Source organism: Micromonospora globbae, from assembly GCF_003610785.1.
GTDB classification, from domain to species: Bacteria; Actinomycetota; Actinomycetes; order Mycobacteriales; family Micromonosporaceae; genus Micromonospora; species Micromonospora globbae.
This window is the reverse complement of the sequence record NZ_RAQQ01000001.1, coordinates 306,927-333,160: the sequence shown is the minus strand read 5'-3', so window position 1 is coordinate 333,160 and position 26,234 is coordinate 306,927. Positions and strand designations below refer to the sequence as shown.

22 protein-coding genes and 1 pseudogene are annotated in these 26,234 nt (G+C 73.0%); 11 read left to right on the top strand and 12 right to left on the bottom strand.

Features of this window, described 5'->3' with window-relative positions; translation table 11 throughout:
- Positions 1–112 precede the first annotated feature (112 nt).
- On the bottom strand, positions 113–412 hold the full coding sequence (locus D7I43_RS01385; RefSeq protein ID WP_120326489.1) for a hypothetical protein: 300 nt from the start codon (positions 410–412) through the stop codon (positions 113–115).
- Between the two features lie 126 nt (positions 413–538).
- On the opposite strand from D7I43_RS01385, the gene D7I43_RS01380 reads away from it, so the two are divergent.
- Both D7I43_RS01380 and D7I43_RS01375 read left to right on the top strand, forming a co-directional pair.
- Positions 539–1,003: an SRPBCC domain-containing protein gene (locus tag D7I43_RS01380; RefSeq protein WP_120326488.1), complete on the top strand. Its 465-nt coding sequence runs from the start codon at positions 539–541 to the stop codon at positions 1,001–1,003.
- Positions 1,000–1,365: an ArsR/SmtB family transcription factor gene (locus D7I43_RS01375; RefSeq protein ID WP_120326487.1), complete on the top strand. Its 366-nt coding sequence runs from the start codon at positions 1,000–1,002 to the stop codon at positions 1,363–1,365. The genes D7I43_RS01380 and D7I43_RS01375 overlap by 4 nt, the downstream gene beginning before the upstream one ends.
- Positions 1,366–1,537: 172 nt before the next feature.
- Here the strand turns inward: D7I43_RS01375 and D7I43_RS01370 are convergent, their stop codons facing one another.
- Together D7I43_RS01370 and D7I43_RS01365 are read right to left on the bottom strand one after the other, a co-directional pair.
- The gene (locus tag D7I43_RS01370) at positions 1,538–3,493 is read right to left on the bottom strand and encodes an NHL repeat-containing protein (RefSeq protein ID WP_147427218.1); all 1,956 of its coding nucleotides are present in this window, start codon (positions 3,491–3,493) and stop codon (positions 1,538–1,540) included.
- Between the two features lie 213 nt (positions 3,494–3,706).
- On the bottom strand, positions 3,707–4,066 hold the full coding sequence (locus D7I43_RS01365; protein ID WP_120326485.1) for a hypothetical protein: 360 nt from the start codon (positions 4,064–4,066) through the stop codon (positions 3,707–3,709).
- 238 nt (positions 4,067–4,304) lie between these two features.
- Here D7I43_RS01365 and D7I43_RS01360 point away from each other — a divergent pair, with 238 nt between their 5' ends.
- Together D7I43_RS01360 and D7I43_RS01355 are read left to right on the top strand one after the other, a co-directional pair.
- Positions 4,305–7,448, top strand: a complete 3,144-nt coding sequence (locus tag D7I43_RS01360; protein ID WP_204985119.1) for a glycoside hydrolase family 78 protein — start codon at positions 4,305–4,307, stop codon at positions 7,446–7,448.
- Positions 7,445–11,215, top strand: coding sequence for a glycosyl hydrolase (locus D7I43_RS01355; RefSeq protein WP_120326483.1), 3,771 nt, complete (start codon positions 7,445–7,447; stop codon positions 11,213–11,215). Before D7I43_RS01360 ends, D7I43_RS01355 begins: the two co-directional genes overlap by 4 nt.
- 75 nt (positions 11,216–11,290) lie before the next feature.
- Here the strand turns inward: D7I43_RS01355 and D7I43_RS01350 are convergent, their stop codons facing one another.
- Entirely contained in the window at positions 11,291–11,713 is a 423-nt protein-coding gene (locus D7I43_RS01350; protein ID WP_240032740.1) for a DUF2000 domain-containing protein, read from the bottom strand.
- 49 nt (positions 11,714–11,762) lie between these two features.
- Between D7I43_RS01350 and D7I43_RS01345 the strand changes: the two genes are divergently transcribed.
- On the top strand, positions 11,763–12,566 hold the full coding sequence (locus D7I43_RS01345; protein ID WP_240032739.1) for a helix-turn-helix transcriptional regulator: 804 nt from the start codon (positions 11,763–11,765) through the stop codon (positions 12,564–12,566).
- Between the two features lie 97 nt (positions 12,567–12,663).
- Entirely contained in the window at positions 12,664–15,006 is a 2,343-nt protein-coding gene (locus tag D7I43_RS01340) for a heavy metal translocating P-type ATPase (protein WP_120326480.1), read from the top strand.
- Positions 15,007–15,018: 12 nt separating this feature from the next.
- Here D7I43_RS01340 and D7I43_RS01335 read toward each other — a convergent pair whose 3' ends face one another.
- Positions 15,019–15,633 carry an HD domain-containing protein gene (locus D7I43_RS01335; RefSeq protein ID WP_120326479.1) on the bottom strand — a complete coding sequence of 205 codons (615 nt, stop codon included), beginning with the start codon at positions 15,631–15,633 and terminating at the stop codon, positions 15,019–15,021.
- A 202-nt stretch (positions 15,634–15,835) separates the two neighbouring features.
- Here D7I43_RS01335 and D7I43_RS01330 point away from each other — a divergent pair, with 202 nt between their 5' ends.
- A complete protein-coding gene (locus D7I43_RS01330) occupies positions 15,836–16,858 on the top strand; it encodes a DUF4331 family protein (RefSeq protein ID WP_120326478.1) in 1,023 nt (340 codons plus the stop codon).
- Between the two features lie 12 nt (positions 16,859–16,870).
- Here D7I43_RS01330 and D7I43_RS01325 read toward each other — a convergent pair whose 3' ends face one another.
- Together D7I43_RS01325 and D7I43_RS01320 are read right to left on the bottom strand one after the other, a co-directional pair.
- Entirely contained in the window at positions 16,871–17,851 is a 981-nt protein-coding gene (locus tag D7I43_RS01325; RefSeq protein ID WP_120326477.1) for a DUF2804 domain-containing protein, read from the bottom strand.
- A 27-nt stretch (positions 17,852–17,878) separates the two neighbouring features.
- The gene (locus D7I43_RS01320; RefSeq protein WP_120326476.1) at positions 17,879–18,103 is read right to left on the bottom strand and encodes a hypothetical protein; all 225 of its coding nucleotides are present in this window, start codon (positions 18,101–18,103) and stop codon (positions 17,879–17,881) included.
- Between the two features lie 173 nt (positions 18,104–18,276).
- On the opposite strand from D7I43_RS01320, the gene D7I43_RS01315 reads away from it, so the two are divergent.
- The gene (locus D7I43_RS01315) at positions 18,277–19,005 is read left to right on the top strand and encodes a HipA family kinase (RefSeq protein WP_120326475.1); all 729 of its coding nucleotides are present in this window, start codon (positions 18,277–18,279) and stop codon (positions 19,003–19,005) included.
- On the top strand, positions 19,002–19,370 hold the full coding sequence (locus D7I43_RS01310) for a DUF3037 domain-containing protein (RefSeq protein WP_120326474.1): 369 nt from the start codon (positions 19,002–19,004) through the stop codon (positions 19,368–19,370). Before D7I43_RS01315 ends, D7I43_RS01310 begins: the two co-directional genes overlap by 4 nt.
- A 13-nt stretch (positions 19,371–19,383) precedes the next feature.
- Here D7I43_RS01310 and D7I43_RS01305 read toward each other — a convergent pair whose 3' ends face one another.
- The 3 genes and pseudogenes from D7I43_RS01305 to D7I43_RS01295 all read right to left on the bottom strand — a co-directional run bounded on the left by D7I43_RS01305 (position 19,384) and on the right by D7I43_RS01295 (position 22,093).
- Positions 19,384–19,710, bottom strand: coding sequence for an STAS domain-containing protein (locus D7I43_RS01305; protein WP_120326473.1), 327 nt, complete (start codon positions 19,708–19,710; stop codon positions 19,384–19,386).
- 188 nt (positions 19,711–19,898) lie between these two features.
- A pseudogene (locus tag D7I43_RS01300) lies at positions 19,899–20,815 on the bottom strand (manganese catalase).
- A 111-nt stretch (positions 20,816–20,926) separates the two neighbouring features.
- Positions 20,927–22,093 carry a low temperature requirement protein A gene (locus D7I43_RS01295; protein ID WP_158610057.1) on the bottom strand — a complete coding sequence of 389 codons (1,167 nt, stop codon included), beginning with the start codon at positions 22,091–22,093 and terminating at the stop codon, positions 20,927–20,929.
- Between the two features lie 316 nt (positions 22,094–22,409).
- On the opposite strand from D7I43_RS01295, the gene D7I43_RS01290 reads away from it, so the two are divergent.
- Entirely contained in the window at positions 22,410–23,000 is a 591-nt protein-coding gene (locus tag D7I43_RS01290; RefSeq protein WP_120326471.1) for a hypothetical protein, read from the top strand.
- 65 nt (positions 23,001–23,065) lie between these two features.
- Complete coding sequence (locus D7I43_RS01285) at positions 23,066–23,635, top strand: hypothetical protein (RefSeq protein WP_120326470.1); 570 nt, start codon at positions 23,066–23,068, stop codon at positions 23,633–23,635.
- A gap of 24 nt (positions 23,636–23,659) precedes the next feature.
- Here the strand turns inward: D7I43_RS01285 and D7I43_RS01280 are convergent, their stop codons facing one another.
- Both D7I43_RS01280 and D7I43_RS01275 read right to left on the bottom strand, forming a co-directional pair.
- Positions 23,660–24,589, bottom strand: coding sequence for an acetamidase/formamidase family protein (locus D7I43_RS01280; protein ID WP_120326469.1), 930 nt, complete (start codon positions 24,587–24,589; stop codon positions 23,660–23,662).
- Positions 24,590–24,706: 117 nt separating this feature from the next.
- Complete coding sequence (locus tag D7I43_RS01275; protein WP_204985118.1) at positions 24,707–26,065, bottom strand: mandelate racemase/muconate lactonizing enzyme family protein; 1,359 nt, start codon at positions 26,063–26,065, stop codon at positions 24,707–24,709.
- Positions 26,066–26,234: the final 169 nt, after the last annotated feature.

Below are 26,234 nucleotides of genomic sequence, written 5' to 3'. Positions count from 1 at the left end.
CCGGGGTCGGCGTCGCGGACGCCGCCGGCTTCCGGCCGGACCGGGCGTCGCCGACGGTGGCGGGCGACGCCGACGGCGGCGGAACGGCCCGGGCGGCGCCGGCCCGGGCGGCTCAGAAACGCACCGGGAAGAGTTCGGTACGGGCGACCGCGGCATCACGTTCCGCCGTCAGGGCGACCCGGCGCTCGTCGCGCAGGTAGGCGTCGAGGGCCGCCTGGTGCGGGAAGCGGTACAGCTGGATCTCGTCGGGTCGTCCGTCGGCGCCGTCGGCGAAGGCGCGGTGCACGACCTCGCCGCCGTGCTCGACGATCCAGGGCAGGACGCGATCCTCGTACTCGTGCAGGGCGTCCGCGCGCCCCGGGTGGGCCCACAGCAGGCAGCACAACCGGACATCGTCCGTGGGGGACGTCATGGGCGCGACGCTATCGCGGGCCGGCGTGGGTCCGCCTTCCGCACGCCGTCACGCAACCAATGGTTGCGCATCCTGGGCGACTCCGCTAGCGTGATGCGCAACCAAAGGTTGCGAAAGGTGGCGAGCATGGAGTTCGGAACGATCGAACGCGAGATTCACGTCGACGCCTCACCCGAGGTCGTCTTCGACGTGGTGAGCAGTCCGGAGCACCTGCGCGAGTGGTGGCCCGACGAGGCGGAGTACCCGGCCGTGCCCGGGGGAGCGGGGCGGATCCGCTTCGGGGACCCGGCGCGGGGCGGGGCCTGGGTGCAGTTCACCGTCGTCGACGCCGTGCCGCCGCGGCTCTTCTCCTTCCGGTGGACCCACGAGGAGGGGCAACGGGCGGCGCCGGGCAACTCGTTCCTGGTCGTCTTCGAGCTCCAGCCCACCGGGACCGGGACGCTCCTGCGGATGACCGAGAGCGGCTTCCGCGAACGCGGCTGGGACGAGGCGAAGGTCGCCGCCGAGTACGAGGCACACGTCAGCGGCTGGGACCACTTCCTGCCGCGCCTGCCGGCGTACGCCGCGAAGGTCGAAGCGGCCACCGCATGAGCGTCTCCGTGGACGACGACCTCTGGTCGGCCGTCGGCGACCCGATCCGGCGCCGGATGCTCGACCTGCTGCTGAGTGACGGCAGCGGGACGGCGACCAGCCTGAGCGAGCAGCTGCCGGTGACCCGCCAGGCCGTGGCGAAGCATCTCCTCGTCCTCGACCGGGTCGGCCTGGTGCGCGCCACCGCGGCCGGCCGCGAGAAGCAGTTCCGCGTCGACGAGGCCCGGTTGGCCCGGGCCGTCGCCCAGCTCGCGGACGTCGGCGCGGCCTGGGACGCCCGTCTCCGCCGGATCAAGCGCATCGCGGAGACGATCCAACGCGGCTGGGACACGAACGACGAGCCCACGAAGAGTCAGCGGTAGAGGGGGACGCGGAGATGGCGCCACGCGATGTGAGGATCGACAACTGGAACTGAGCCGGCCCCGGGACGGTGACCCGGTGGCGCCGTCCCGCCCGGTCGGCGCCGGCGGGCCCGCCGACCGGTGTCCCGGGCGCGCCGCACCCCTGTCCTGCGGCGCGCCCGGGCGGCCCCGGTCAGCTCAGGTCGACCCGGATGAGGTTGAGGCCCCGGGTGGTGAAGAGGGTCCGCGCCCCGTCGGTGACCACTTCGGGCGTACCGAACCAGGACTGGTTGAGCCCGTCGGCGAGCACGCTCGGCGTCGGTTCGTGCCGGGTGACCCGGACCGTCCACAGCCGGCCGCCGTCGGTGCCGAAGATCCGGTCGTCGATCACGGCCAGCTTCCCGCCGACCGCGCCGACGTCGACGCGCCAGAGCACCTCGCGGGTACGCGGATCCAGGGCGAACAGCTCGCCGTCGCGGGTCATGCCGACCAGCACCCGGCCGATGAGCTTGAGGTCGACGATCACGCCGCCCTCGGTCGGCTCGACGAGCCAGGCCAGCCGCTCGGTCCGGTAGTCGAAGTACGCGAGTTTCGCCCGGGTCGTCGTCGGTGTGGTGCCGTAGCCGTTGACGATGCTGCCGCCGAGGAAGACGCCGTGCGGGTCGGGGCAGACGGACTGCACGGTCTGGTCCGGCAGGATGCCCCGCCAACTGCGGAACCGCTGGCCGTCCCAGATGTTGAGGGCGCCCTCCCAGCGGCCGTAGTCCGGCTCGGTGGACATGAGGACCAGGCCCCGGCGTGGGTCCACGGTCACCGACGTCGGGCGGGTCTGCTCCTGGGCGGCGTCGACCCGCGCCACCTCCGTCACCGCCCGTCCGTCGGCGGGCATGGTGAGGTAGCGGGCCAGGGTGTAGACGCCCATGTGCACGACTCCGCCGTGCGCCTCCATGTCCTTGGCCTCGCCGCCGAAGGGCACCCGGAAGGTCGGGAACGCGGGGGTGACCTCGGTGGAGACGACCTGCACGCCGAGGGTGCCGCCGACGACGATCCGGTCCCCGGCGTGGCACAGCGACATCGGCCGCTCCGGGGTCGGGGCGAGGTCGGGGGAGCTCATGTCCAGCGCTTCGGTGGTGCGCGTGTCCAGGTCGTAGAGGATGCCGCCGGCGCTCTGGACCGCCCAGAGGCGGCCGTCGTCGAGGAAGCCGAGCCGTACGTTCGACGCCTCCGCGACCGGCACCCCGACCAGGGTGGGCGTGCTGTCGCCGAGGCGGAAGCGGTAGAGCGAGCCGCTCGGGCGGGTGGTGTAGAAGACCTCGTCGTCCCGGCTGGTGATGCCGACGACGAACGAGTCGTCGGGGGTCTTGAGGATCTGGTAGCGGCTGGTGTCGCGGGTGTCGATCACGAGGATCTCGGCGGTGGGCGAGATGCCGACCACGAGGTGGTCGCCGGCGAGGTGGCAGACGGCGCCGAAGGTGCGGTCGCGCAGTTCGGCCGGGAGGATGTCGGTGCGGGTGCCGGTGGCCCGGTCGTAGGCGACCAGCCCGGCGTGCGATCCGATGCCGCAGTAGACGGTGGTGTCGGTGGCCACCAGGTCGCGGACGTAGGTGTCGTCGGGGTCCATCCGGCCGTGGTCGGTGGCACGGCCGGTCGCCGGGTCGTACTCCCAGAGCCGCGCCGAGGGGTAGGTGCCGACGAAGATCCTGCCGTCGGGCGAGGCCTTGGTGTTCCAGCCGACCTCCTGCCGGAGGTCGAGCACCTGGGTCACGTCGAGGGTGCGGGTGTCCACCCGGAACAGCAGCCCGGGGGAGTACGAGGAGACGAAGACGTCGGTGCCGACGGCGTCGATGCCCCAGATGCCGGGGACGCCGGGGATGAGCGCGGTCTTGGTGATCCGCTGCTCGGTCAGGTCGTACGCGGCGACCCGGGTCGGCAGGATCTGGCGGGTGGCGAACCAGATCTCGTTGCCGACCCGCACGCCGTTGCCGAAGTTGAGCACCTGGGAGGCGGGGCCGAGATCGCTGATCGCCACCCCGAGCGGCTCGGCGAGGGGGTCACCGGATGCGGCCTGAGCCGCCCGTGGCAATACGGCTCCGGCCGCTACCGCCCCGACGCCGGCGAGGACCGCCCGCCGCGAGAGACTTCCCGACATCGTGCATCCTCCCGAGTGATCGTTCCCGAGGACTCCTACGGCCGCCAGAGATTACGGACAGGACCGTTAATGGGCGACCTTAGAGCAGAGCCGATCCACCGTCAACGGTCCGGGCTGGACGCCCCGGTGAGCGCGGCCCCTCGGTGACCATCGGGAGGGGGCGGTGCGGGCCGCCGGACGGGACGGTGGGCCGCCCCGCCCGGCGTTGCGGGATCAGCCGCCGCAGTTGTTGTTGCGCGCGGGCTGGGTCAGCTTCTCCTGCGTGCCGAACTTCGCGTAGACCCGCAGGTAGCACGGCAGGTCGACGTCGCCGTAGTAGCTCGTGACCTCGTTGTCGTAGTAGGTGGTGCCGCTGTCCGCGACCTGCCAGGTGCCGCTGTCGCCCGACTGGATCTCCCAGTAGACGTCGCCGGCGCAGCCCTCCAGGCCCTGTGACCAGGCGATGATGTTGGCCCCGTTGTAGATCTCGGACTGCACCAGGGTGCAGGCGGCGGCCTGTGCGGGTGCGGCGCCGACGAACAGCCCGGCCGTCAGCAGGGCTCCCGCTCCGAGCGCCGACATCAGCTTGCGCATGCTCCATACCTCCAAGGTGGACGGTGGATCACTTCCCGGAGGGTAGCCGGGCGGGAAAAGCAGTTTCAAGATTGTTGGTCGACTCGTCAAAATTCTTCATCGATGGTGATGGTGCCTCCGGGCCGCCTCGCCACCCCCTCGACCCGCCGCCGTGCGTGGCCGGATCCGGTCAGATCGTTGACCATCGGGATCGATGTCCGATCTCCTGGGCGGACCGACCACTCGCCCAGGAGCCGTCTTGCCCCGGAAACTCGCCACCCTCGCCGCCGCTGTCGCCCTGTGCCTCGTCGGCACGGTGGGCGCCGCCGGCGCGCCGGCGTCCGCCTCCGCGTCCGCCCGCAGCGACCTGCACGTACGACAGCTGACCACGAACGGCCAGCACGATCCGCTCGGCATCGACGACCCGACGCCGCGGTTCGGCTGGCTGTTGCAGGCCACGCGCCGCGGGCAGGCGCAGGGCGCCTACCGGCTCCTGGTGGCCTCGAACCCGAGCCGGCTCCACGCGGGTCGGCCCGACGTGTGGGACAGCGGCCGGGTCGAGGCCCGCGACTCCACCCAGGTGGCGTACCGCGGCCCTGAGCTGCGCTCGCGCAGCCGCTACTACTGGACCGTCCAGGTGTGGGACGCCGCCGGCCGTGCGGCCGGCCCGGCGCCGGTGGCGTGGTTCGAGACCGGCCTGCTGGAGGAGTCCGACTGGTCGGCGGACTGGATCGCCCGCGACGTCGCCACGTGGCTGCCGACCGAGAGCGCCGAGCAGGACCACCCGGCCTCGCTGCGGTCCGGACACACGCTGGGGCAGACGTTCACCGCCGACCGGCCCTTCGACGCGGCCGCCGGACGCATGCCGACGTGGAACACCGCCGACTCCGACTTCACGGTGACCCTGCGCCGGGACGGCCCGACCGGCTCGGTGCTCGCGACCCGACGCCTGGTCGACCACCCCGACAACGCCTGGGGCGAGGTGCGGCTCGACCGGCCGGCCGAGCCGGGGACCTACTACCTGGAGATGTCCGACCTCGACGGCACGGCCGGGTGGTGGAGCCACACCGGCGACGTGTACGAGCACGGGAGCGCGTACGCCGACGGACAGCCGGTCGCCGGCGACCGTACGGTGCGGTGGAGCCCGACCGTCGAGGTGCAGGACGAGCGCACGTCCCAGCTGCGCAAGGAGTTCCGGGCGGGCCGCGACGTCGTCCGCGCGCGGCTGTACGTCACGGCGCTCGGCGTCTACGACGTGCGGCTCAACGGCAGCATGGTCAGCCGGGACCGCTTCGCGCCCGGGTGGACGGACTACACCAAGCGCGTGCAGTACCAGACGTACGACGTCACCCGGCTGCTCCGCGCCGGCGACAACGCCATCGGCGTACGTCTGTCGACCGGCTGGTACGCGGGCCGGGTCGCGATCTACGGCCCCAACCTCTACGGCGACCTGCCGGGTGTGCTCGGCCAGTTGGAGATCACGTACCGGAACGGGTCGACCCAGACCGTGGTGACGGACACCTCGTGGCGCGGCACGCGGGGGCCGATCCGGTCCTCGGACATGCTCGACGGCGAGGACTACGACGCGCGCGAGGAGACCCCGGGGTGGAGCCGCCCCGGCTACGACGACAGCGGCTGGGAGCGGGCCGTCGAGAAGACCGGCGTGACCGCCGAACTCGTCGCGCAGGCCGACCCGCCGGTGCGGGTGACGCAGGAGCTGCCGACGCGGCGGATGACGCAGCCCCGACCGGGCACGTACGTCTTCGACCTGGGCCAGAACATGGTCGGCACCGCGCGCGTCCGCGTCCGCGGCGCGGAGCCGGGGCAGCGGTTGACGATCCGCTACGGCGAGGAGGTCAACCCGGACGGCACGCTCTACACCGCCAACCTGCGCTCGGCCAAGGCCACCGACCACTACACGGCCTCAGGCGCCGACATCGAGACGGTCGACCCGGTGTTCACCTTCCACGGGTTCCGGTACGTCGAGGTCACCGGCTATCCGGGACAGCCACGTCCCGACGACGTGGTGGGCCAGGTGATCGGCACGGACACGCCGGTGACCGGCTCCCTGCGGACCTCCAGCCCGATGCTCAACCAGTTGCAGAGCAACATCGTCTGGTCGCAGCGCGGCAACTTCCTGAGCGTCCCGACCGACTGCCCCCAGCGCGACGAGCGGATGGGCTGGACCGGCGACATCAACGTGTTCGCACCGACGGCGGCGTTCAACATGGACGTGTCGACGTTCCTCGGTGACAAGTGGCTGCGGGACCTGCGCGACGCGCAGCGCGCCGACGGCGCGTTCACCGACGTGGCGCCGTACGTCCCGGTCGTGGGCGGCGGCAACGCCGGCTGGGGGGACGCCGGCGTGACGGTGCCGTACACCGTCTGGCAGACGTACGGCGACACCGAGGTCATCGAGGAGAACTACGACGCGATGGCCGCGTGGATCGACTACCTCGAGGCGAACAGCGACGGCTACATCCGGCCCGACGCCGGGTACGGCGACTGGCTGAACCTCGACGACAACACCCCCCGCGACCTCATCGGCACCGCGTACTTCGCGCACGTGACCCGGCTGCTGTCGCAGATGGCCGCCGCGATCGGTCGCACGGCCGACGCCCAGGAGTACGCGGCGCTGGCCGACGCGGTCACCGACGCGTTCGTGGCCCGGTACGTCGGCGCCGACGGCCGGCTCCCCGGCGACGCGCAGGCCGGCTACGTGATCGCGCTGTCGTTCGGGCTGATCCCCGACGACCTGGTCGACGAGGCCGCCGACCACCTGGTGGCCAACCTCGAACGGCACGACTGGCACCTGGCCACCGGGTTCCTCGGGACGCCGGACCTGCTGCCGGTGCTCACCGCGACCGGCCACACGGACGTCGCGTACCGGCTCGTCAACCAGCGCAGCTACCCGTCCTGGGGCTACGAGATCGACAAGGGCGCCACCACCATCTGGGAGCGGTGGAACTCGATCATGCCGGACGGCAGCTTCGGCGACGTCGGCATGAACTCGTTCAACCACTACGCCTACGGCGCGGTCGGCAACTGGATGTACCGCACGATCGCCGGCATCCAGCCGGACCCGGCCAGCCCCGGGTACGCGCACTTCCGCGTGGCGCCGCAGCCCGGAGGCGGGCTGACCTCGGCGCGGGCCTCGTACGAGAGCGCCTACGGCACGATCACCTCCGCGTGGTCGCTGCGCCACGGCCATCTCACCCTGGAGGTCACCGTGCCGGTCAACACGACCGCCACGATCGAGATCCCCGCCGACGCGGCCGTCCGGGAGGGCGGGCGGCCGGTGGCCGGCGCGCCGGGCGTGCGCGCCGTCGCGCGCGACGGCGACGTCCTGCGCGTCGAGGTCGGTTCGGGCAGCTACCGGTTCACCGAGGGGAGCGACTCATGACCGCGCGACGGATGCGGCGGCTCGCCGTCGGGCTGGCCACGGCGGCGTTGCTCGTCGCCGCGCCGCAGCCCGCGCTCGCCCAGCGCCCCGGCACCGCGGCGCAGCCGGAGTGGGACGCCCGCACCGGCCGGCTCGACCCGGCCGCGTTCACCGCTCCGCCGAGCACCAGCCGACCCCACGCGTTCTGGTTCTGGAACGGCGAACTCACCGAGGCCGAACTCGCCCGCCAGCTCGACGAGATGCGGGCCGGCGGCGTGGAGGAGTTCTTCATCCACCCCCGCCAGGGCCTCGGCGGCGAGTTCGGGGTGACGGAGAACGACTACTACCTGTCCACGGACTACTTCGACAAGGTGGAGTACGCCGTCGAGCAGGCGGCCCGGCGCGGCATGAAGGCCTGGCTGTACGACGACCTCAACTGGCCGAGCGGCTTCGCCGGCGGCCGCACCGTACGCGGCGGCACGGTGGACGGGCGCACCGTCGAGGCGGACCCGACCTACGTGCCGTGGTACCTCACCCCCATCGCGGACGACGTGGCCGGCGGCACCACGTACGACCAGCCGGTGCCGGTGCAGGACCGGCCCGGCCCGGTCGACGACGAACTGGTCGCGGCGCTCGCCTACCGCAAGGCGGGGCAGGGCTCCTGCGTGACCGGCGGCCAGGCGCGCGGCGTCGCGCTCGACGGGGAGTCCGTGCGGGAGCTGACCCCGCGAGACGGGCGGATCACGTGGACCGCGCCGGAGGGCGACTGGTGCCTCGTCCAGCTCGTGCAGCGCCCACTGCTCAACTACCACCCGGACCTGGAGCCGGACGAGCCGTACGTCGACATGCTGAACCCCGACGTCACCGCGAAGTTCATCGACATCACCCACGAGACGTACGCCGACCGGGTCGGTGACCACTTCGGCACCACGATCCAGGGCATCTTCAACGACGAGCCCGGCTTCTACAACAACTTCCCGGACGGCCGCGGCGGCGCCGACTCACGCGGATCGGTGGCCTGGACCCCCGGCTTCCGCGCCTACCTGACCCGCAACGCCGGCTACGACCTGACCCGTGACCTCGCGGCGCTGTGGTACGACACCGGCGCCCGGACGACGCGGGTGCGGGTCGCGTACCACGACGCCCTGTCCGACCGGTACAACGAGGCGCACACCGCGCCGCTCGCCCGCTGGGCCGAGGAGCACGGCATCGCCCTGATCTCCAACCCGCTGGTCGAGGAGGACCTCGGCAGCCACCGGCTGATCGAGGGCGGCAGCTGGTTCGAGATGCAGCGCCACTACCACCTGCCCGGGATGGACCTGATCAGCGGCCTCGACACGTCCGCCGTCACCCCGAAGCTCAACTCCTCGGTGGCGCACCTGTTCGGCCGCGACCGCAACCTGGCCGAGACCTTCGGCGCCTTCGGCTGGGACCTCACCGTCGAGGAGATGCGCCGGACGGTCGCCTGGGAGGCGGCCGGGGGAGTCGACCTGATCGACAACCACGCCTTCTACTACTCGATCGACGGGCAGCGGGCGTCGGAGTCCCCGCCGAGCGAGTTCTTCCAGAACCTGTTCTGGCCGCGCTTCGGCGCGTACTCGGCGTACGTCGGGCGGCTGACCGAGCCGGCCCGCGGGGCCCGGCCGGTCAACCCGGTCGGCGTGCTCTACCCGAGCTCGTCGATCATGGCGACCGGCACGCCGTGGGACGTGCGGGGGTTCGCCGGCAACGGGCCGGCGCTGGGGCCGGTCGACGCGTCGTGGAAGGCGACGTCGAACACGCTGCTCGACGCGCAGCTCGACTTCGACTACCTCGACGAGCTGGCGCTGGCCGGCGACCCCGACCTGGGTGTGGACCTCGACGTCGACCACGGTGACCTGACGCTCCGCGACCAGCGCTGGCAGGCGCTCGTCCTGCCGCGCACCACGGTGCTGTCGCTGGCGGCGCTCGACACCATCGAGAAGGTGGTGCGCACCGGCGGCACCGTCGTCGCGGTCGACGGCCTCCCGACGCACGAGGCGAAGGGCCGGGACGCGCAGCTCCGCCAGCGGCTGACGGCGTTGTTCGGCACCGACCCGCAGGCGCCGCGGGAGTCGCGGGTGACGCATCGCAACGGCGGCCTCGCGGTGTTCCTGCCGGATCGCAGCCGGCTCGCCGAGGTCGTCCGCGAGCGCGTGACAGCGGGCGTCACCCTGACGCCGCCCACGTCGGCCGTCCGGGTGCGGCACGTGCAGTGCGGCGCCGACCACGCCTTCCTGCTGGTGAACCTGACCGACGACGCGGTGCGGACGACGGCGGACTTCGACGTGGCCGGCGTGCCCGAGCTGTGGGACCCGGACACCGGCGAGCGCCGGGTCGCGCCGGTGTACGGCACCGGCGCGAGATCGAGCACCGTCGACCTGGACCTCGACCCGTACGAGGCGACCTGGGTGGTGTTCCGACCGGGGGCGTACGTCGCGGCCCGCACACCGCACCTGACCGCGACCAACGCCGCGGAGGTGACGGCCGTGACCGCCGCGCGCGGCGGCGTCCGCGCGACACTCGTCGCCGACGAGCCCGGCGCCCTGTACGCCGTGGGCCGGCTCGGCGGTCGGCAGTACGCCGCGCGGACCACCGTCACCGACCCGCTGGAGCCGATCACGCTCGACGGCGACTGGGCGTTCCGGTTCGACGCCGACGGGGCGCGGACGGTCGAACGCCCGCTGCGCAGCTGGACCGACCTCGATCCCCGGTTCTCCGGCTCCGGGGTCTACACCCGCGAGGTCGACGTTCCCGCCGGCTTCCTCGCCGACCGGCGACGCGTCCAACTGGACCTGGGCGACGTCCGTGAGCTGGCCTCGGTGTCGGTCAACGGAGACCGCCCCACCCCGGTCGACGCGCGCCCGTACGTCGTCGACGTCACCGACCGGCTGCGGCCCGGCGCCAACACGATCGAGGTCACGGTCACCAACACGCAGGCCAACGCGATCCAGGGCAACGCCCGCGCGTCCGGCCTCCTCGGCCCGGTGCGCCTGCGGCCCGAGCGCGTCGTGACGCTCGACCTGGAACGGGGCGCCGAGGTCACGTCGTACGACCTGACCGTGGACCCGGTCCGGACCACCGTGCTTCCCGGCGCGACGAGCACCGTCCGGGCCAGGATCGACGGGGTGGCACCCGACCGGTTGGTGGGGACGCTGACGACGGAGGCACCGGCCGGATGGACGGTGGACCCGGCCAGCGTCCCGGTCGCGGTGGAGTCCGACGGCCGCCGGGTCGCGTGGGACGTCCCGGTCCGGGTGACGGCGCCGGCCCGCGCGGCCGAGGGGTCGTACGACCTCGCCGTGCGCTTCGAGGGCCAGGGCGGCGAGACGATCACCCGTGCCGTCACGGTGCAGGTCGCGAACGCGTTCGCCGCGTGGGAGTTCGAGACCGACGGCGACGCCGAGGGGTGGACGGCGGCCAACCAGGTGACCCCCCTGACCGTGTCGGGCGGCGCGTTGCGGTTCTCGTCCACCGGCGGTGACCCGTACCTCGTCGGGCCGGCCGTCGACGTCGATCTCACCGGCGGAGCGGTCGTCGAGATCGTCATGCAGTCGTCGACCGCGGGGGCCGGCCAGGTGTTCTGGGCCACCACCGAGGGCGGCTTCGCCGAGTCGCGCAGCGGTGTGTTCGACACGGTCGCCGGCACGCACACCTACCGGGTGCCGATCCCGGCGCAGGCCGCCCACCTGCTGCGGCTGCGACTCGACCCGCTCCGGGACGCGGGGGACCTCGCGGTACAGGGGATCCGGGTGCTGCCGGCAGGCTGACCGCCACGTCCGGGCGGCCCGCGACGGACCGGTGCCGCCGGGCCCGCGGGGCCCGCCCGGGCCACCCCGCACCGCTCAGCGGTGCAGGGTGGCCCCCTTGAGCGCCTTGTCTACGGCCTTGCGCGGGCCGTGCAGCGCCAGCCCCACCAGGTCGAGCTTGTCGCGGGGAACCGCACGCACGGCCGCCCGGTTGTCGCGGTCGTTGCCGGTGCCGAACAGCTCCTGCGTGAAGATCGACAGGGGTACGCCGAGGGTGAGCGCGCGGTCGTGCGCGGCGGTCAGCACGTCGCGGTCGCCGGCGAAGACCAGGACCGGCTGGCGGAACATCGGCAGGTAGCGGGTGTCGTCCGCGTCCCGGTACTCCTCGCCGAGCAGGTCCGGCGTCGTGCCCGCGATGCCACTGACCAGGAACGCGGTGACGTTCAGCCGCTGCCAGGTCGCCAGGTCGTCGCGGAGCAGGACAGCGATCTTGGTGTCGAAGCGGATGGGTTCGTTCACGACGTCGAGCCTGCTCCCGCGGCCGGGATCGGTCTTGTACGTTCTTAGCGTGCACGGACCGGCGGCGGACACGCGGGTGAGTGCCTGGCGGCCGGCGGTGCGGGGGATCACCGAGGTGTTCCACGCCCACTTCGTGGACCACGCCTACCCGCCCCACACCCACGACGTCTGGACGCTGCTGATCGTGGACGACGGGGCGATCCGCTTCGACCTCGACCGGCACCGGCACGGCGTCCTGCGGCGTTCGGTCACCCTGCTGCCGCCGCACGTGCCGCACGACGGCCGGGCCGCCACCGCGCACGGCTTCCGCAAACGGGTCCTGTACCTGGACACGACGCTCCTCGGTGCGGGGCTCGCCGGCGCGGCCGTCGACCGGCCGAACGTGTCCGACCACCTGCTGCGCCACCGCGTCCACCAGCTGCACCAGGCGCTCGCCCGGCCCGGGGAGTCCTTCGAGGCGGAGAGCCGCCTCGCGTTCGTCCTGGAACGGCTCGACCAGCACCTGCGGGGGCACGCGCCGCCCGCCGTGCCGCCGCCCTCGCACCGCCTCGCCGTACGGTTGCGCGAGCTGCTGGACGCCCGGACCGAGGCGGGCATCACCCTGCACGAGGCCGCCGAGCTGCTGCACGCCCACCCGACCCACCTGGTCCGCGTGTTCACCCGGGCGTACGGGCTGCCACCGCACCTGTACCTGACCGGCCGCCGGGTCCAGCGTGCGCGGCGGCTGCTGCTGGCCGGTCACCCTCCCGCCCTGGCCGCGACGGCCGCCGGGTTCTACGACCAGTCCCACCTGACGCGGCACTTCAAGCGCCACCTCGGCGTCAGTCCCGCCCGGTACGTCGGCGCCGGCTGAGGGGCCGCCGGGCGGAGGACGGCAGCGCCGGGCGTCGCGGGCGGGGGATCTGCCCGGTTGGCCGGCCGACCCGCACGGGGACTGAGACGATCCGCAGGTGGGTGCGGAGCCGCGCGAGTGCGTGCCGGAGCGGCCGGTGCGCGGGCGCCGGGTGGACTGGCGGCAGTGGGCACCGCTGACCCTGCTCACGCTGGCCGTGCTGCTCGGCGGTGGGCTGTGGCTGGCCGGGCTGCGGGGGCCCGCGCAGCTGGTCTGGGCGGCGGTGACCGTGGTGGCGCTGGTGCCGGCCACGTGGGCGACGCTGCGCCAGCTGTGGCGCCGGCAGTTCGGCGTGGACGTGATCGCCGTGCTGGCGCTGGTCGGCACGCTGCTGGTCCGCGAGTACCTGGCCGGCGCGGTGATCGCCGTGATGGTCGGCACCGGGCAGGCACTGGAGGGGTACGCGCAGCGCCGGGCCAGCCGTGACCTGCGCGCGCTGCTGGAACGCGCCCCCCGGCAGGCCCGGCGGCGTACCCCGGCCGGCGGGATCGAGGTGGTGCCGCTGGACCGGGTGTCCGTGGGGGACCGGTTGCTGGTCGGCCCTGGCGACGTGGTGCCGGTGGACGGGACGGTCGAGGAGGCCGCGACCCTGGACGAGTCGGTGGTGACCGGCGAGTCGCAGGTCGTCGACCGGGCCGCCGGCGAACAGGTCGCCAGCGGCGTCGTCAACGCCGGCGCCGGGTTCGGGCTGCGGGCGACGAGGAACGCGGCGGAGAGCACGTACGCCGGGATCGTCCGGCTGGCCGAGGAGGCCACCGCCCGTAAGGCGCCGACGGTCCGGCTCGCCGACCGGTACGCCGCCGCGTTCGTGCCGTTCACGCTGGCGCTGGCGGGGATCGCCTGGCTGCTCAGCGGCCAGTTCCTGCGGGCGGTGGCGGTGCTGGTGGTGGCCACCCCCTGCCCGCTGCTGCTGGCCACCCCGATCGCGATCGTCTCCGGGTTGTCCCGGGTGGCCCGGCGCGGGGTGCTGGTCCGGGAGGGCGGTTCGCTGGAACTGCTCGGCCGGGCCCGCACCCTGCTGCTGGACAAGACCGGCACGCTCACCGTCGGCCGTCCCCGCGCCGCCGAGACGGTGGTGGCGCCGGGTGGGGATCGGGACGACGTGCTGCGCCTGGCCGCGTCCGTCGAGCAGCTCTCCCCGCACGTGCTGGCCGCGGCGCTCGTGCGGCAGGCCCGCGAGCGGGGGCTGCGGCTCGCGGAGCCGGCGGAGGTCACCGAGGAGCCGGGGCGGGGGGTGACCGGCCGGGTGGAGGGTCGGCGGGTGCGGGTGGGCCAGCTCGCCGGTGAGCCACCCGAGTGGGCACGCCGGGTGCGCGAGCGTGCCGAGCTGGCCGGCCTCTCGACCGTCTGGGTCAGCGACGACCGCGGCCCGCTCGGCGCGGTCCTCCTGGAGGACCCCGTACGCCCCGACGCCCGGCGTACCGTGCGCCGGCTCCGGGAGGCGGGCCTGCGCCGCCTCGTGATGGTGACCGGCGACCGGCCGCGTACCGCCCGGCAGGTGGCGCAGCTCGTCGGGGTGGACGACGTCATCGCCCAGTGCTCGCCACGGGAGAAGGTCGACCGCGTCCGGGCGGAGTCCGGTCGGGCGGTCACCGTGATGGTCGGCGACGGCGTCAACGACGCCCCCGCGCTGGCCGAGGCGCACGTCGGTGTGGCGATGGGCGCCACCGGGGCCACGGCCTCCTCCGAGGTGGCCGACGCGGTGCTCACCGTGGACCGGCTGGACCGGCTCGCCGACGCCGTCGAGATCGCCCGCTACGCGCGCCGCATCGCGGTGCAGAGCGCCACCGTCGGGATGGGTCTGGCCGTCGTCGCGATGGTCGCCGCCGCCGCCGGCCGGCTGCCACCGGTGGCCGGCGCGTTCCTCCAGGAGGGCATCGACGTGCTGGTGATCGTCAACGCGCTGCGGGCCCTCGGCGGTGGCCTGCGTCGGCGTGACGTCCCGCCGGAGACCCGGGACCTGCTCGACCGGTACGCCGGTGAGCACGCCGCCGTGCGGGACGTGCTGGCCCAGGTCCGCGACACCGCCGACCTGGTGGCCACCAGGCCCGACGCGCCGGAGTGCGTACCGGCGCTGCGCGAGGTGCACCGCCGGCTGACCGCGCGGGTGCTGCCGCACGCGGCGGGTGAGGAGCGGCAGCTCTACCCGGCACTGGCCGGTCCGTTGGGCAGCGACGAGGCGACCTCGACGATGAGCCGCGGGCACGTGGAGATCACGCGGCTGGTCGACCGGATCGGCGGCCACCTGGCCGCGCACGCCGACGGCCGGCTGCGCCCCGACGAGGTGCCCGACCTGCTGGCCGCCCTGTACGGGCTGGACGCCGTGCTCCGCCTGCACCTGGCCCAGGAGGAGGAGGACTTCTTCTCCCTCGGGCCGGCCCGGGGCGACGACGGGCGGTAGGACCCGCGCCGCTCAGACGAGTGGCTGCCGGTAGCGGCGGGACAGGAGGTCGAGGTCCGGCTCGCCGAACGTCTCCACCAGTTCCGCGAACCGCGTCACCTTGTCCTCGCCGAACCGCCGCACGGCGGCCGCGTACGACGCCGCCGTCACGAACGTGGGCGGGGTCGTCTTGCTGTGGAACTTGTCGGCGTACATGACGAGCCGTTCCTCCACGGTGTCGGCCGTGTAGTCGCCCACCGGCAGCGGCAGGCGCTGTCGCCGCACGTCGGCACGGGTGATACCGACGCCGGTGTGGTGGGAGCAGAACCGGGCGACCACCTCGGGGAGGCCGAGGTCCCGGAGCAGCGCGTGCCCCAGCACCCCGTGGCGGACGTAGTTGTCGTGATCCAGTTCTCCGGCCGTGCCGTAGAGGCGGTAGACGCCGATGTCGTGCAGGAGGCATCCCGCGCGCACCAGGTCGACGTCCACGGGCGCGTGACGCCGGTCGAGCAGGTGTTCCGCGACGGCGCAGACGATCCGGCAGTGGGTGTAGACGAGGTCGAACGCCTCCTCGGTCGGCGCGTACCGCTCGTGCAGCGCCCGGATCTGCTCGTCGGTCGGGATCGTCGTCGCGTGCTCGATCGTCACCTGCGGGCACCTGGGGGGTCGCGTCGTGGGATCACGTCGAGCCACCGTACCCGCGCGGGGACGGGCGCGGTGAGGCCGGCGGGTGGGTGTCGCGACGCCGCGCGCCCGATCGGCGTACGCCCGGAGAACTCCTCTCGTATGCACCCTTTGTCCGGCTAGTCTCGGGCCGTCCTCACGCCTGCTCGACCCCGGGAGTCAGCCCATGTCGCACCACCTCGACACCCCCCACGCGGCCCAGACCGGCCAGCTCTACCTGGACGACCTGTTCGTGTTCGAGGGCGAGCGCGGCACCGTGTTCGTGATGGACGTGAACAGCTCCGTGACGAAGGCCGACATCAAGCCGGGCTTCCACCACGAGGCCCGGTACGAGTTCAAGATCCACATCGACGGCTCGGAGATGGAGGCGCTGACCTACCGGGTCACCTTCGGCGAGTTCGACGGGACGGGGCAGGACGTCCGCGTCCACGCGCTCACCGGCGACGACGCCCGCGACGACGCCGCCACGGGCACCCAGGTCGCGCAGGGGCGCACCGGGCAGGAGGTGGCCGGCGAGGGCCTGCGCCTGTGGGCCGGGCGGATCACCGACCCGTTCTACGTGGACCTGGGCCTGGTGACCGCCGTGAGCGGCGCGGTCGCGAAGGGCGCGAAGCTCGACCGGTCGGCCTGGAAGCCGGAGAAGGCGACGAACAGCTTCGCCGGCACCACCGTCGACTCGATCGTGCTCGAGGTCTCCGACGACGCGATGCTGAGCGACGGCACGCGGATCGGCGTCTGGGCCGCCACCAAACTCGCCACCGACGCCGGAGGCTGGCGGCAGATCAACCGCGCCGGGCATCCGATGATGTGGCCGATCTTCTGGCCCACCGACACCGACTTCACCCACCCGGCGAACACCCGCCACCCCTGCGAGGACCTGCGCTCGGGCGGAGAGGAGATTGCCAAGGCGGTCGCCGGGGTCGTCGCCGCCAACGGCACCGCCGTCGACCCGCAGGCGTACGGGTGGAGCGTCACCCGCCGACTCTTCCCCGACGTGCTGCCCTACGAGGTGGGCACTCCCGCGAACTTCGGCTTCGCGACCGTCAACGGCCGCACCATGGCCGACAACGCGCCCGAGGTGATGTTCTCCCTGGTGCTGAACACCGGCATGACCTCCGGGCTCACGTCGGACACCTCCCGCGCCGCCCGCTCCGACTCCTTCCCCTACGTGGTTCCCGTCGCCGGCTGACCGCCCACGGCGCTACCAGCGGTTGCGGGCCTCCTCGGCCCAACCGACGAGCCCGTCCAGGTCGACGCGCTCGCCGTCGTCGGTCGCCGCCCAGCCGGTGAAGTGCCCGAAGCACTGGTGGGTCTCGTTGGCGAGCACACCGAGGTTGGTCCGGGCGACCTTCTCGTGGAAGGGGTGGAACTCCACCGCGACGCGCGCGCCGCTGATCCGCCACGGCCGTAGCCAGTCGGCGCGGTCGTACTCCCAGCGCAGCTCGTCGCCGATCTTGTGCAGCCGGCCGTCGACGAAGACCCCGTTCTCGGTCGAGCCGGTCCCGTCGGTCCACTGTCCACCGAGCTGGATCGCCCGGCCGGGGCCGCAGCCGGCGGCCCAGTTCCAGGTGACCGCGTACGGCCACCGGCCGCGTCCGTGGTCCAGGACGGCGAAGGATTCCGCCTCGCCGAGCGTGTGCTCCACCCCGTCCACCCGCAGGGTGCCGCGCACCGGGCGGCCGAGGTCCTTCACCGTGTACTGGAACCGGCGGGTGCTCCAGGGCACCACCACGCCGAGCGACTCGTGCCCCGCCGGCAGCGGCACGACGAGATCGACCTCGACCCCGGGCGCGGTGGCACGGATCGTGGTCTCCACCGGCCCCTGGTCGACGGCGATCGACAGCCCGCCGCCGCGGGCCCGCACGGCGCCGGACCCGCTGACCGGCGGGAACACGGCGCCCCGGGCGAGCGGGACGACCACGTTCCGGTCGATCTCGACCCTCGTCGCCCGGTCGAGCACGTAGAGGCTGTGCACCCCCGCGTAGTCCAGCGACGAGGCGACCAGGCCGACGACGTGCGTCGGGGTGACGATCCCCCAGTACTCCCAGCGCTTGTTCCGGCCCCAGCCCCGCAGGTTCGCGTGGTGCAGCGGGCGGCGGCTCCACCCCACGGCGTCGGGCCGGAGCCGCCCGCTCGGGAGGCACAGGTCGACCGGCTCGGTGATCTCCCGCTCGTGCGTCATGCCGGCGAGGCTATCCGGCCGGGCCGGCTACCTCTGCGGCACGGCCCGGCGGCCGCGCCGCCTCGCGACGTACGGCAGCACGAACAGGTAGAGACCGGTGACCAGCAGCAGCGCGAGCGGCAGCAGCGGCACGTAGGACACCCAGACGACGGGCTCCTCCCGCGCCAGGGCGACGACGGTGGCGACGACGGTCACCGTGAAGGCGACGGCCAGCCAGCGGTGGATCTGCCGGACCCAGGCGTTCCCGGACATCGGAACCTCCTTCGAACGAGCGGTGCCCGGCGGGCTGCCGGGCGGGACGTCCACGCCGGTCACGCTAGCCACGACCCGGCGACCGACGCTTCTCGATTCCTGACCGGCCCGCCGTCCGGCCGGTGACGCCGCCCGCCGGTCGCCGGGCCCGGGCGGTGACTAGGGTGAGGGGCGTGCTTCGTCAGGTGTCCGCCACCCGCTACGTGACCCCGCTGCGGGAGGGCGGCTCGCTGCCCGGCGTCGTCGAGGCGGACGACCTCGGCACGTACGTGATGAAGTTCCGCGGCGCCGGGCAGGGCCCCAGGGCGCTCGTCGCCGAGGTGATCTCCGGTGAGTTGGCGCGGCGGCTCGGGCTGCCCGTCCCGGAACTCGTCATCGCCCACCTCGACCCGGTCGTGGCGCGCGCCGAGCCGGACGAGGAGGTCCAGGAACTCATCAAGGCGAGCGCCGGCGACAACCTGGGCATGGACTTCCTGCCGGGGGCACTCGGCTTCGATCCCGTCGCCCATCCGGTGGACGCCGAACTCGCCTCGCGGACGCTGGTGTTCGACGCGTTCGTGGAGAACGTGGACCGGAGCTGGCGGAACCCGAACCTGCTCGTGTGGCACGGCGGGCTCCGGCTCATCGACCACGGCGCCACGCTGTACTTCCACCACAACTGGGCCCGGGCGGCGAGCGTGGTGCACCGCCCGTACCAGTGGGACGACCACGCCCTGAAGCCGTACGCGACGGCGCTGAGGGAGGCTGGTGAGGAGTTGGCCCCACGGCTGACGCGGGCGCTGCTGGACGAGGTCGTCGCCCTGGTGCCCGACCAGTGGCTCGACGATCCCGAGGCGGAGCGGGACGCGTACCGGGAGCATCTGGCGGCGCGGGCCGCGAAGCCGGAGGCGTGGTTGCCGTGAGGAGTCCCTACGAGTACGCGGTCATCCAGGCCGTTCCCCGGATCGAGCGGGGCGAGCTGATCAACGTCGGGGTGCTGCTCTACTGCCAGCAGAGGGACTTCCTGGCCGCGCGGACGCACCTGCACGAGGGACGCCTGCTCGCGCTGGATCCGGACGCCGACCTGGAGGGCATCCGGGCGGCGCTGGCGTCGTGGGAGACCACGTGCGCCGGGGACGGCGCGTCACGGGTGATGTCGCTGGGGGAGCGGTTCCGGTGGATGGTCGCCCCGCGCAGCACGGTCCTGCGGGCCGGGGCGGTCCACATGGGGCTCGCCGAGGACCCGGAAGCCGAACTGGACCGGCTGCTCACGCTGCTGGTCCGCTGAACGCCCCGCCGCCTCAGGCCAGGGCCAGTTCGGCGGACGCCGCGGCCGGCTCCGGGGGAGTGGCGACGGCGTGGCCGGGCAGCGAGCGCCCGGGGTCGACGACGGACGTCTCGATGCCGAGGGCCTCGGCGCGGGCCGTCATGTCCGCGAGGCACCGCCGGCCGGCCGGATCGGTGACCCGTGCCCGGCTCAGGTCGATGGTCAGCCGCCGCGTCGGTGGGCGCAGCGCGCCGTCCAGCACGCTCCGCACGTCACCGGCGGTGCTCGCGTCCACCGTCCCCTCGACGCACACCCACCGGTGACCAGCGATCGCCGGCAACGCCGTGACCGCGAACGACATCACGCCCTCCCCTGCTGCCGTCGCTGACCGCACGCCGCTGACCAGCGAGCATCCGCGGCGCTCCCCTCATGGTTTTAGCACTCTCACGGCAGGAGTGCCAGCGGGGGGCGCGTGCCGCGTCGGCGGCTGCCGTACGCCACGGCAGCCGCCGACGTCCGACTCCCGTGCGGCGGAGGCCGACCGGCGGATCAGTCCAGGGCGTCCTTGACCTTCCGGACGACGTTGGTCAACCCCTGGGCGTGCGCGCCACCGGCGTCGCCGGGCTTGCCGGGCCCTCGCGACCCGTCGTAGGTCGCGTACAGCTTCGGGTCCGGCGGCGGGGGCAGGGCCGTGTCGTCGGTGAGCGCCACGGGTTCCGCCTGGTAGGTCAGGTCCGGCCCGCCGATGAGGCTGGGGCCCTGCGCCCAACGGCCCTCACCCGCCCGGCTGTCCGTGGTGAAGCTCCAGAAGGTGTGGTTCTGGTCCTTGTTCTCGATGTCGCCGTTGGAGTTCTCGATGCCGTGCTCGACGAAGCCGTCTTCGATGAGCTGCTCGATCCCGAGCAACCACTGCTGCTGGTGGTAGGTGTCGCGGGCGAGGTTGAACCGGAGCATCTCCTTGACGCCGGGGTCGTCGGTCATGTTCATGACGCGGCTGGTCTGCAACCGGCTCTGTGCCTCGGCCGCGACGTTGGAGCGGAAGTCGGCGAGCAGGTTGCCGCTCGCGACGATGTAGCCGGCGTTCCAGGGCACGCCCTGGCTGTCGCGCGGCAGTGGCGATCCGCCGCCGACGATGGCGTGCTGCGGGTTCATGCCGCCGATCACGGCGGCGAGCACCGGGTGGCGGCGACGGCCTTCTCGGTGGTCTCGGCGGGGGCGCCCTCGAGCAGGCGGGCGAGCATCGTGTTGAACATCTCGACGTGACCGATCTCCTCGGTCCCGATGTCCATGATCATGTCCTTGTACTTGCCGGGAACCCGGCAGGTCCACCCCTGCCAGAGGTACTGCATCATCACGGTCATCTCGCCGAACTGGCCGCCGAGGACCTCCTGGAGCTTCATGGCGAACAGGGCGTCGGGCTTCTCCGGCTTGGCCTGGAACTGTAGGTGTCGGTCGTGTCGGAACACGCTGGCCTCCCTCTGGGTGTCACGGTCGTGGTGCCGCTGCGGAGGTACCTACCCGACCCGCTGGCCCCCGCGGGTCCGCTCTGGCCCGGGCGGGCCACCGGGCCGGCGCGGTCAGCGCGCGGGCGCCGGCTCCTTGGGATGCCGCCGCCACGAGATCGTGTCGGAGATGACGACGAGGGTCAGGACCACGTTGACGGTGGTGGTGACCAGCATCGGCGGGATGGCCACGGTGGTGGGGACGACGACGGCGAGCAGCAGCAGCCCGACGACCCGGGACCGGGCCACGCGGCTGAACGTCAGCTTGTCCAGCAGCATCCGGCCGACGAGGAAGACGGCCGGACCGCCCGCGATCGCCGCCACCCACACGATGTTGTTGTGCCCGACGGGGTGCGACACGATGACGTCCTCGCTCGCCGCGCTGATCACCAACCCGGCGATCAGGATGAGGTGCAGGTGCGAGAGGGACCGGCTGTAGCGGGCCGGATCGCGGCTGGCCACGATGCCGGCCGGCAGTAGTACGCCGGCGCGGTAGAAGTAGATGCGCCACAGCAGCACGGTCGTCCAGAACGAGACGACGAGCGCGAGGATCCGTTCGATCTCGTAGTGGTACTGGGCCAGCTTGAGCGCCGGCGCGATGATCTTGTCGCCCAGGGCGATGATCGTGAACTGCTGGAACCGCTCGGCCAGGTGGTCGGCCGACGAGGTGAGCCCGTGCCCGCGCAGGTCGTACTCGGGCAGCCGCAACTCCGCGCTGGAGTAGTCGATGACCAGGGCCACCGTCCACAGCAGGAGCCGGGCGTCGTCCACGACCCCGCCGGCCACCCACAGTCCCGCCGACAGGATCCACCAGGCCACCTTCCGCCCGCCCGCCGCGGTGACGCCACCACGGCGCAGCGCCCGGACGACGAAGACGGTGCGCCCGACCTGACTGACGACGTAGAGGCCGGCGAACAACAGCGCCTGGTCGCCGAACGCGGTCGGCACGGCGACCGACATCAGCAGACTGGCCAGCATGACGGTGACGATCAGGGTCTGCACGCTCGGCCGGTCCGGGTCGAGCCGGCCGGACATCCACGTGGTCAGCACCCAGATCCACCAGAACGCCGCGAGGAGCAGCATCACCCGCCACAGCCCGGCCCAGGTGAGATCGGCGAACAGGAAGTTCGACAGCCGCGTCACCGCGAACACGAAGACCACGTCGAAGAAGAGTTCGACGTAGGTGGCCCGCCGGGGACGGTTGGGGCGCCGGAGCAGTTCCAGCGCGCGACCCGCCGTCACGGCGTCGGGACCCTTCGTGTCGGTCGCAGCGGCATCGCCGGAACACTCGCAGCTTCGACGGCTGGGCCCTGCCGGAACGGACAGTTCCCAGGAGGCGGATGAGGAGGTCGTGCCATCGGGCGCGGCGCCACGGGCCGCGCTGCCAGCATGTCGCAGGCGCGTCGGGAAATCCGGAGGATGCCGCAGGTCCACCGGCACCGCGCCGGGCGGCGTACGGCGGATCGGCCGTCGTGGGGGCGGTGAAGATGCTTCAATCGGATCAAACCGAACGTTTGTCAGGAACGCGGACGAAGTCCGCCCCGCCGAGGAGCCCGGGATGCAGCTGACCGCCACCGACAACCACGCCGTCGCCCAGGCCGTGCACGACATCGGGTCCGCCCTCTGGTTCGGTGGCACCGTGATGGGCGTCGCCGGGGTGAACAAGTCGGGCAGCGACCTGCGGGACGGCATCGACCGCATCCGGGTCGCCGAGTCGGCGTGGGGCCGGTTCGGGCCCGTGCAGTGGCTCGGCATCGGAGCCACGCTGCTCGCCGGCGCGCAACTGGCCCGGGTCGGCGGGCGGCGCATGGCGTTGCAGAAGGGGTTCGGGACGGTCGGCGCCGTCAAGGCCGGACTGGCGGTCGCCGGCGCCGCGGCCACCGCCTACGCCGCCTACTGCGGGAGCAGGATCGGCCGGCTCGCCGAGGAGGCCCACCGCCGCGGCGACCGGGTCGAGGTACGCGACGCGACCCTGCCGACCCCGGAGACACCGGCCGAGATCGCCGTCTGGCAGCGGAGGCAGCGGCTGGTGCAGTACCTGGTGCCGGTGCTCGCCGGGGCGAACATCGCCTGCGGCTCGTACCTCGTCCAGTCGTACCGCATGGGAGCGACCGGCAAGGGCGTCCTGCGGCGCCTGCTGCCGGACTGAGCCGGCGGTCACGCGAGCGCAGGCCGGGGAGGGACCGCCCGCACCCCGGTCGGAAGGAGACGACGGTGGCCCGGACAGCCCCGGTACCGGACGTCCGGGCCCGGTTCGCCGCGGGCGCGCCTGGGCGTCGACCCCTGACCCGGGCGGCCGTCGGCGGCCTGGCCGCACACGTGTTCTTCGAGCTGGGGGCCGGCGTCGGTATGCCGCTGGCCTCGGTGGTCGGTCCGTACCCCGCCGCCACCGCCTGGGGGTTGGGCACCGCCGCCGTCTGGCGCGCCGCCGGCCGTCCGTCGCCCTCGGCCGACCGCCTGCTGGCCGCGGCGAACGGCTTCGGCCTGGCCGCCGTGGTGGCGCACCTCGCCGGGTGGCCGACCCGGACGCGGTTCGGTGTGCCGTGGCTGCGGACGTGCGAAGGGCTCGGACCCGACCTGATGCGGTACTACAACCCCATCATCTACGTCTCCGGGGCCGCCTGCCTGCTGGCGATCCTCCGCGAGAACCGGACCGCGCCCGTGGCGCTGCCCGCGCTCATGCTCGGCCTCGCTCCGGCGCTCGTCGCGATGCAGCACGCCGAGCACCGGCGGCTGAAGGCGCGGGCCCGTCGCCGCCGTGCCTGGTGGAACCGCAGGCTGTGACCCCGTCAGGGGCCGTCGGGCGGCTCAGCGCACCGCCCCGTGGCGGAGTACCGCGTGCGCGCCCACGGTCTGGTTGACGATCTGCGTGACCCGTACGTCGACCGCGACGCTGGCCAGCGCCACCGCGTCCGGGCGGCTGACGCCGTACGAGCGCTGGACGAGCGTCAGCATCGAGTCGAGGGCCATGAACACGGCGTCGTCCACGGTCGCGCCGACACCGAGGGTCAACCAGGCGTCGGCGGTGCGGGCCACCGGGCCGGTGACCGGGAAGTCGTCCCGGACATCGAAGGTGAGCGTCACCTCGTCCATCGGGCACTCGATCGCGGTGCCGCCGATCTCCCCGTCGCCCTGCGCGGCGTGACCGTCGCCCACGGAGAACAGCGCGCCGTCGACCGGGATCGGCAGAAGGAGCGTGCTGCCGGCGGTCAGTTCCTTGCAGTCCAGGTTGCCCCCGCAGGGCCGGGGCGGGATCGTCGAGTGCCGGCCCGGCTCGGCCGGCGGCATCCCGAGCACCCCCATGAACGGGCGCAGCGTCACCGTGTGGCCGTGCTGGTTGCGGCCGACCATCCGCACCGGGTCCAGTTCCCAGGCGTGCACCACCCCCTCGCCCTCGTCGACGCCGTACCGCTCGTTGAACGCGCTCGGCCAGCCGCCGGCCACGGTGGTGCCCCAGGTCGCCGGGACGATCGCGTCGACGCGTACCTCGAGGGTCTGCCCGGCGCGGGCGCCGCGGACCGCGACCGGACCGGTCAGCGCGTGCCCGCAGTCGGGCTGGTACTGCGGGGCCCGTGGACGGTCCCGGTGCGGCCCGCCCTGGTACGGGCCGGCCGACCACCAGCAGTCGAGGGTGCGGTAGGTGACGGTGTCGCCGGGGTCGACGGTGAGCACGGGCGCCAGGTCGGGGGAGAAGTGGCCGTGAAGGGTGTCGTCGCCGGGTTCGAGGGTGTGTCGCATTCTGCGCAGGCTAGTTGCCGCGGGGCGGCCGGGGCGATCCCGGCGGACGCCGAGGGGCCGGCCCGTCGGGGCCGGCCCCTCGCCCACCACCCACCGGCACGCGACCGGGCCGCGGTGTCAGGACCAGATGCGGTCGTGGGAGTTGGCCTTGTCCCACTCCAGGGTGGGATTGAAGTAGCCCTCGTCCGGGTCCATCCGGCGCTTGACCTCCTGCTCGTTCAACTCGATGCCCAGGCCGGGGCCCTGCGGCACCGTGTAGAAGCCGTCCTTCACCAGCGGCTTGGCCGGGCCGTTGATGATGTTGTCCCAGCCCTCGACCTCGAACGAGTGGTTCTCCAGGGCGACGAAGTTCTGCGTCGCCGCCGCGATGTGCACCGCCGCCATGGCGCCCACCGGCGAACCGGCGTAATGGAGGAACATGGGGACGCCGTGCTCCTCGGCGTAGTCGCCGATCTTCTTGGTCTCGAGGATTCCGCCGGCGGTCGCCGGGTCGGGGTGGACGATGTCGACGGCCTGCTCGTCGATGAGCTTCTTGAACGGCTCGAGCCCGTAGATGTCCTCGCCGGTCATCACCGGTACGTTCGTGGCCGCCCGGAACTGCTTGAACTGCTCGGTGTACATCCACGCCACGACGTCCTCCATGTACGCCGGGGCGTACTCCTCGAGACGCTGGGCCAGCTTGATCTGGTCGTTGATCCCGAAGTGCCCCATGTGGTCGTGTCCGATCGGCACCCCGTACCCGACCACGTCGCGGACGGTCTCGACGTAGTCGGCCATCGCGTCCAGGCCCTTGCGGGTCAGCTGGATCCGGGTGAACGGGTGCGTGGTGGCGCCGTACCCGCCGGGCGTGAAGTTGTACTGGGCCAGGTCGCCCGGCCACAGGTTCCGGCCGTTGAAGGCGCCCTTCACGTTCTGGATCATCTCGATGCCCAGGTCCATCTTGAGGAACGTGTAGCCCTCCTTGACCCGGGCCTTCAGGCGCTCGGCGTACGTCTTGGGGTTCGTCGACACCGCGGCGTCGGCGTAGGCGCGGACCTTGTCGCGGTACTTGCCCCCGAGCAGCTGGTAGACGGGCACGCCGTACGCCTTGCCGGCGATGTCCCAGAGCGCCATCTCCACGGCCGACACCCCGCCGCCCTGGCGGCCGTGCCCGCCGAACTGCTTGAGCATCTTGAACAGCTTCTCGACGTTGAGCGGGTTCTGACCCAGGAGCCGGCTCTTCAGCAGCAGCGCGTACCGTCGGTCCGCGTCGTCACGCACCTCGCCCAGGCCGTAGATTCCCTGGTTGGTGTCGATGCGGATGATGGTGCTGCGGAAGGGCACACCCCGGAGGGTGACGGTGCGCATGTCGGTGATCCGAAGATCCGACGGGCTGGACGTCTTCGACACCTTCTGGCTGGCGTACGCCACCTGGTCCTCGATGGGGGCCGCGACGAGGCCGGCCAGGCTCAGGCCGCCCGCGCCGGCTGCGGCCATACCGAGGAATCCCCGTCTTCCGAGATTCGAATTCGCCGTCATGATTACCTCTCTGTGCGATTGCCGGGCATCCGGTGGTAGGTTCGGTGGGACCGGAATGGTGAGCTGGAAATGCCCCTCTCGATTCGGCCCGGCATCGTGTCGTCCGGTGCGGACGGCAGCGCGCGTC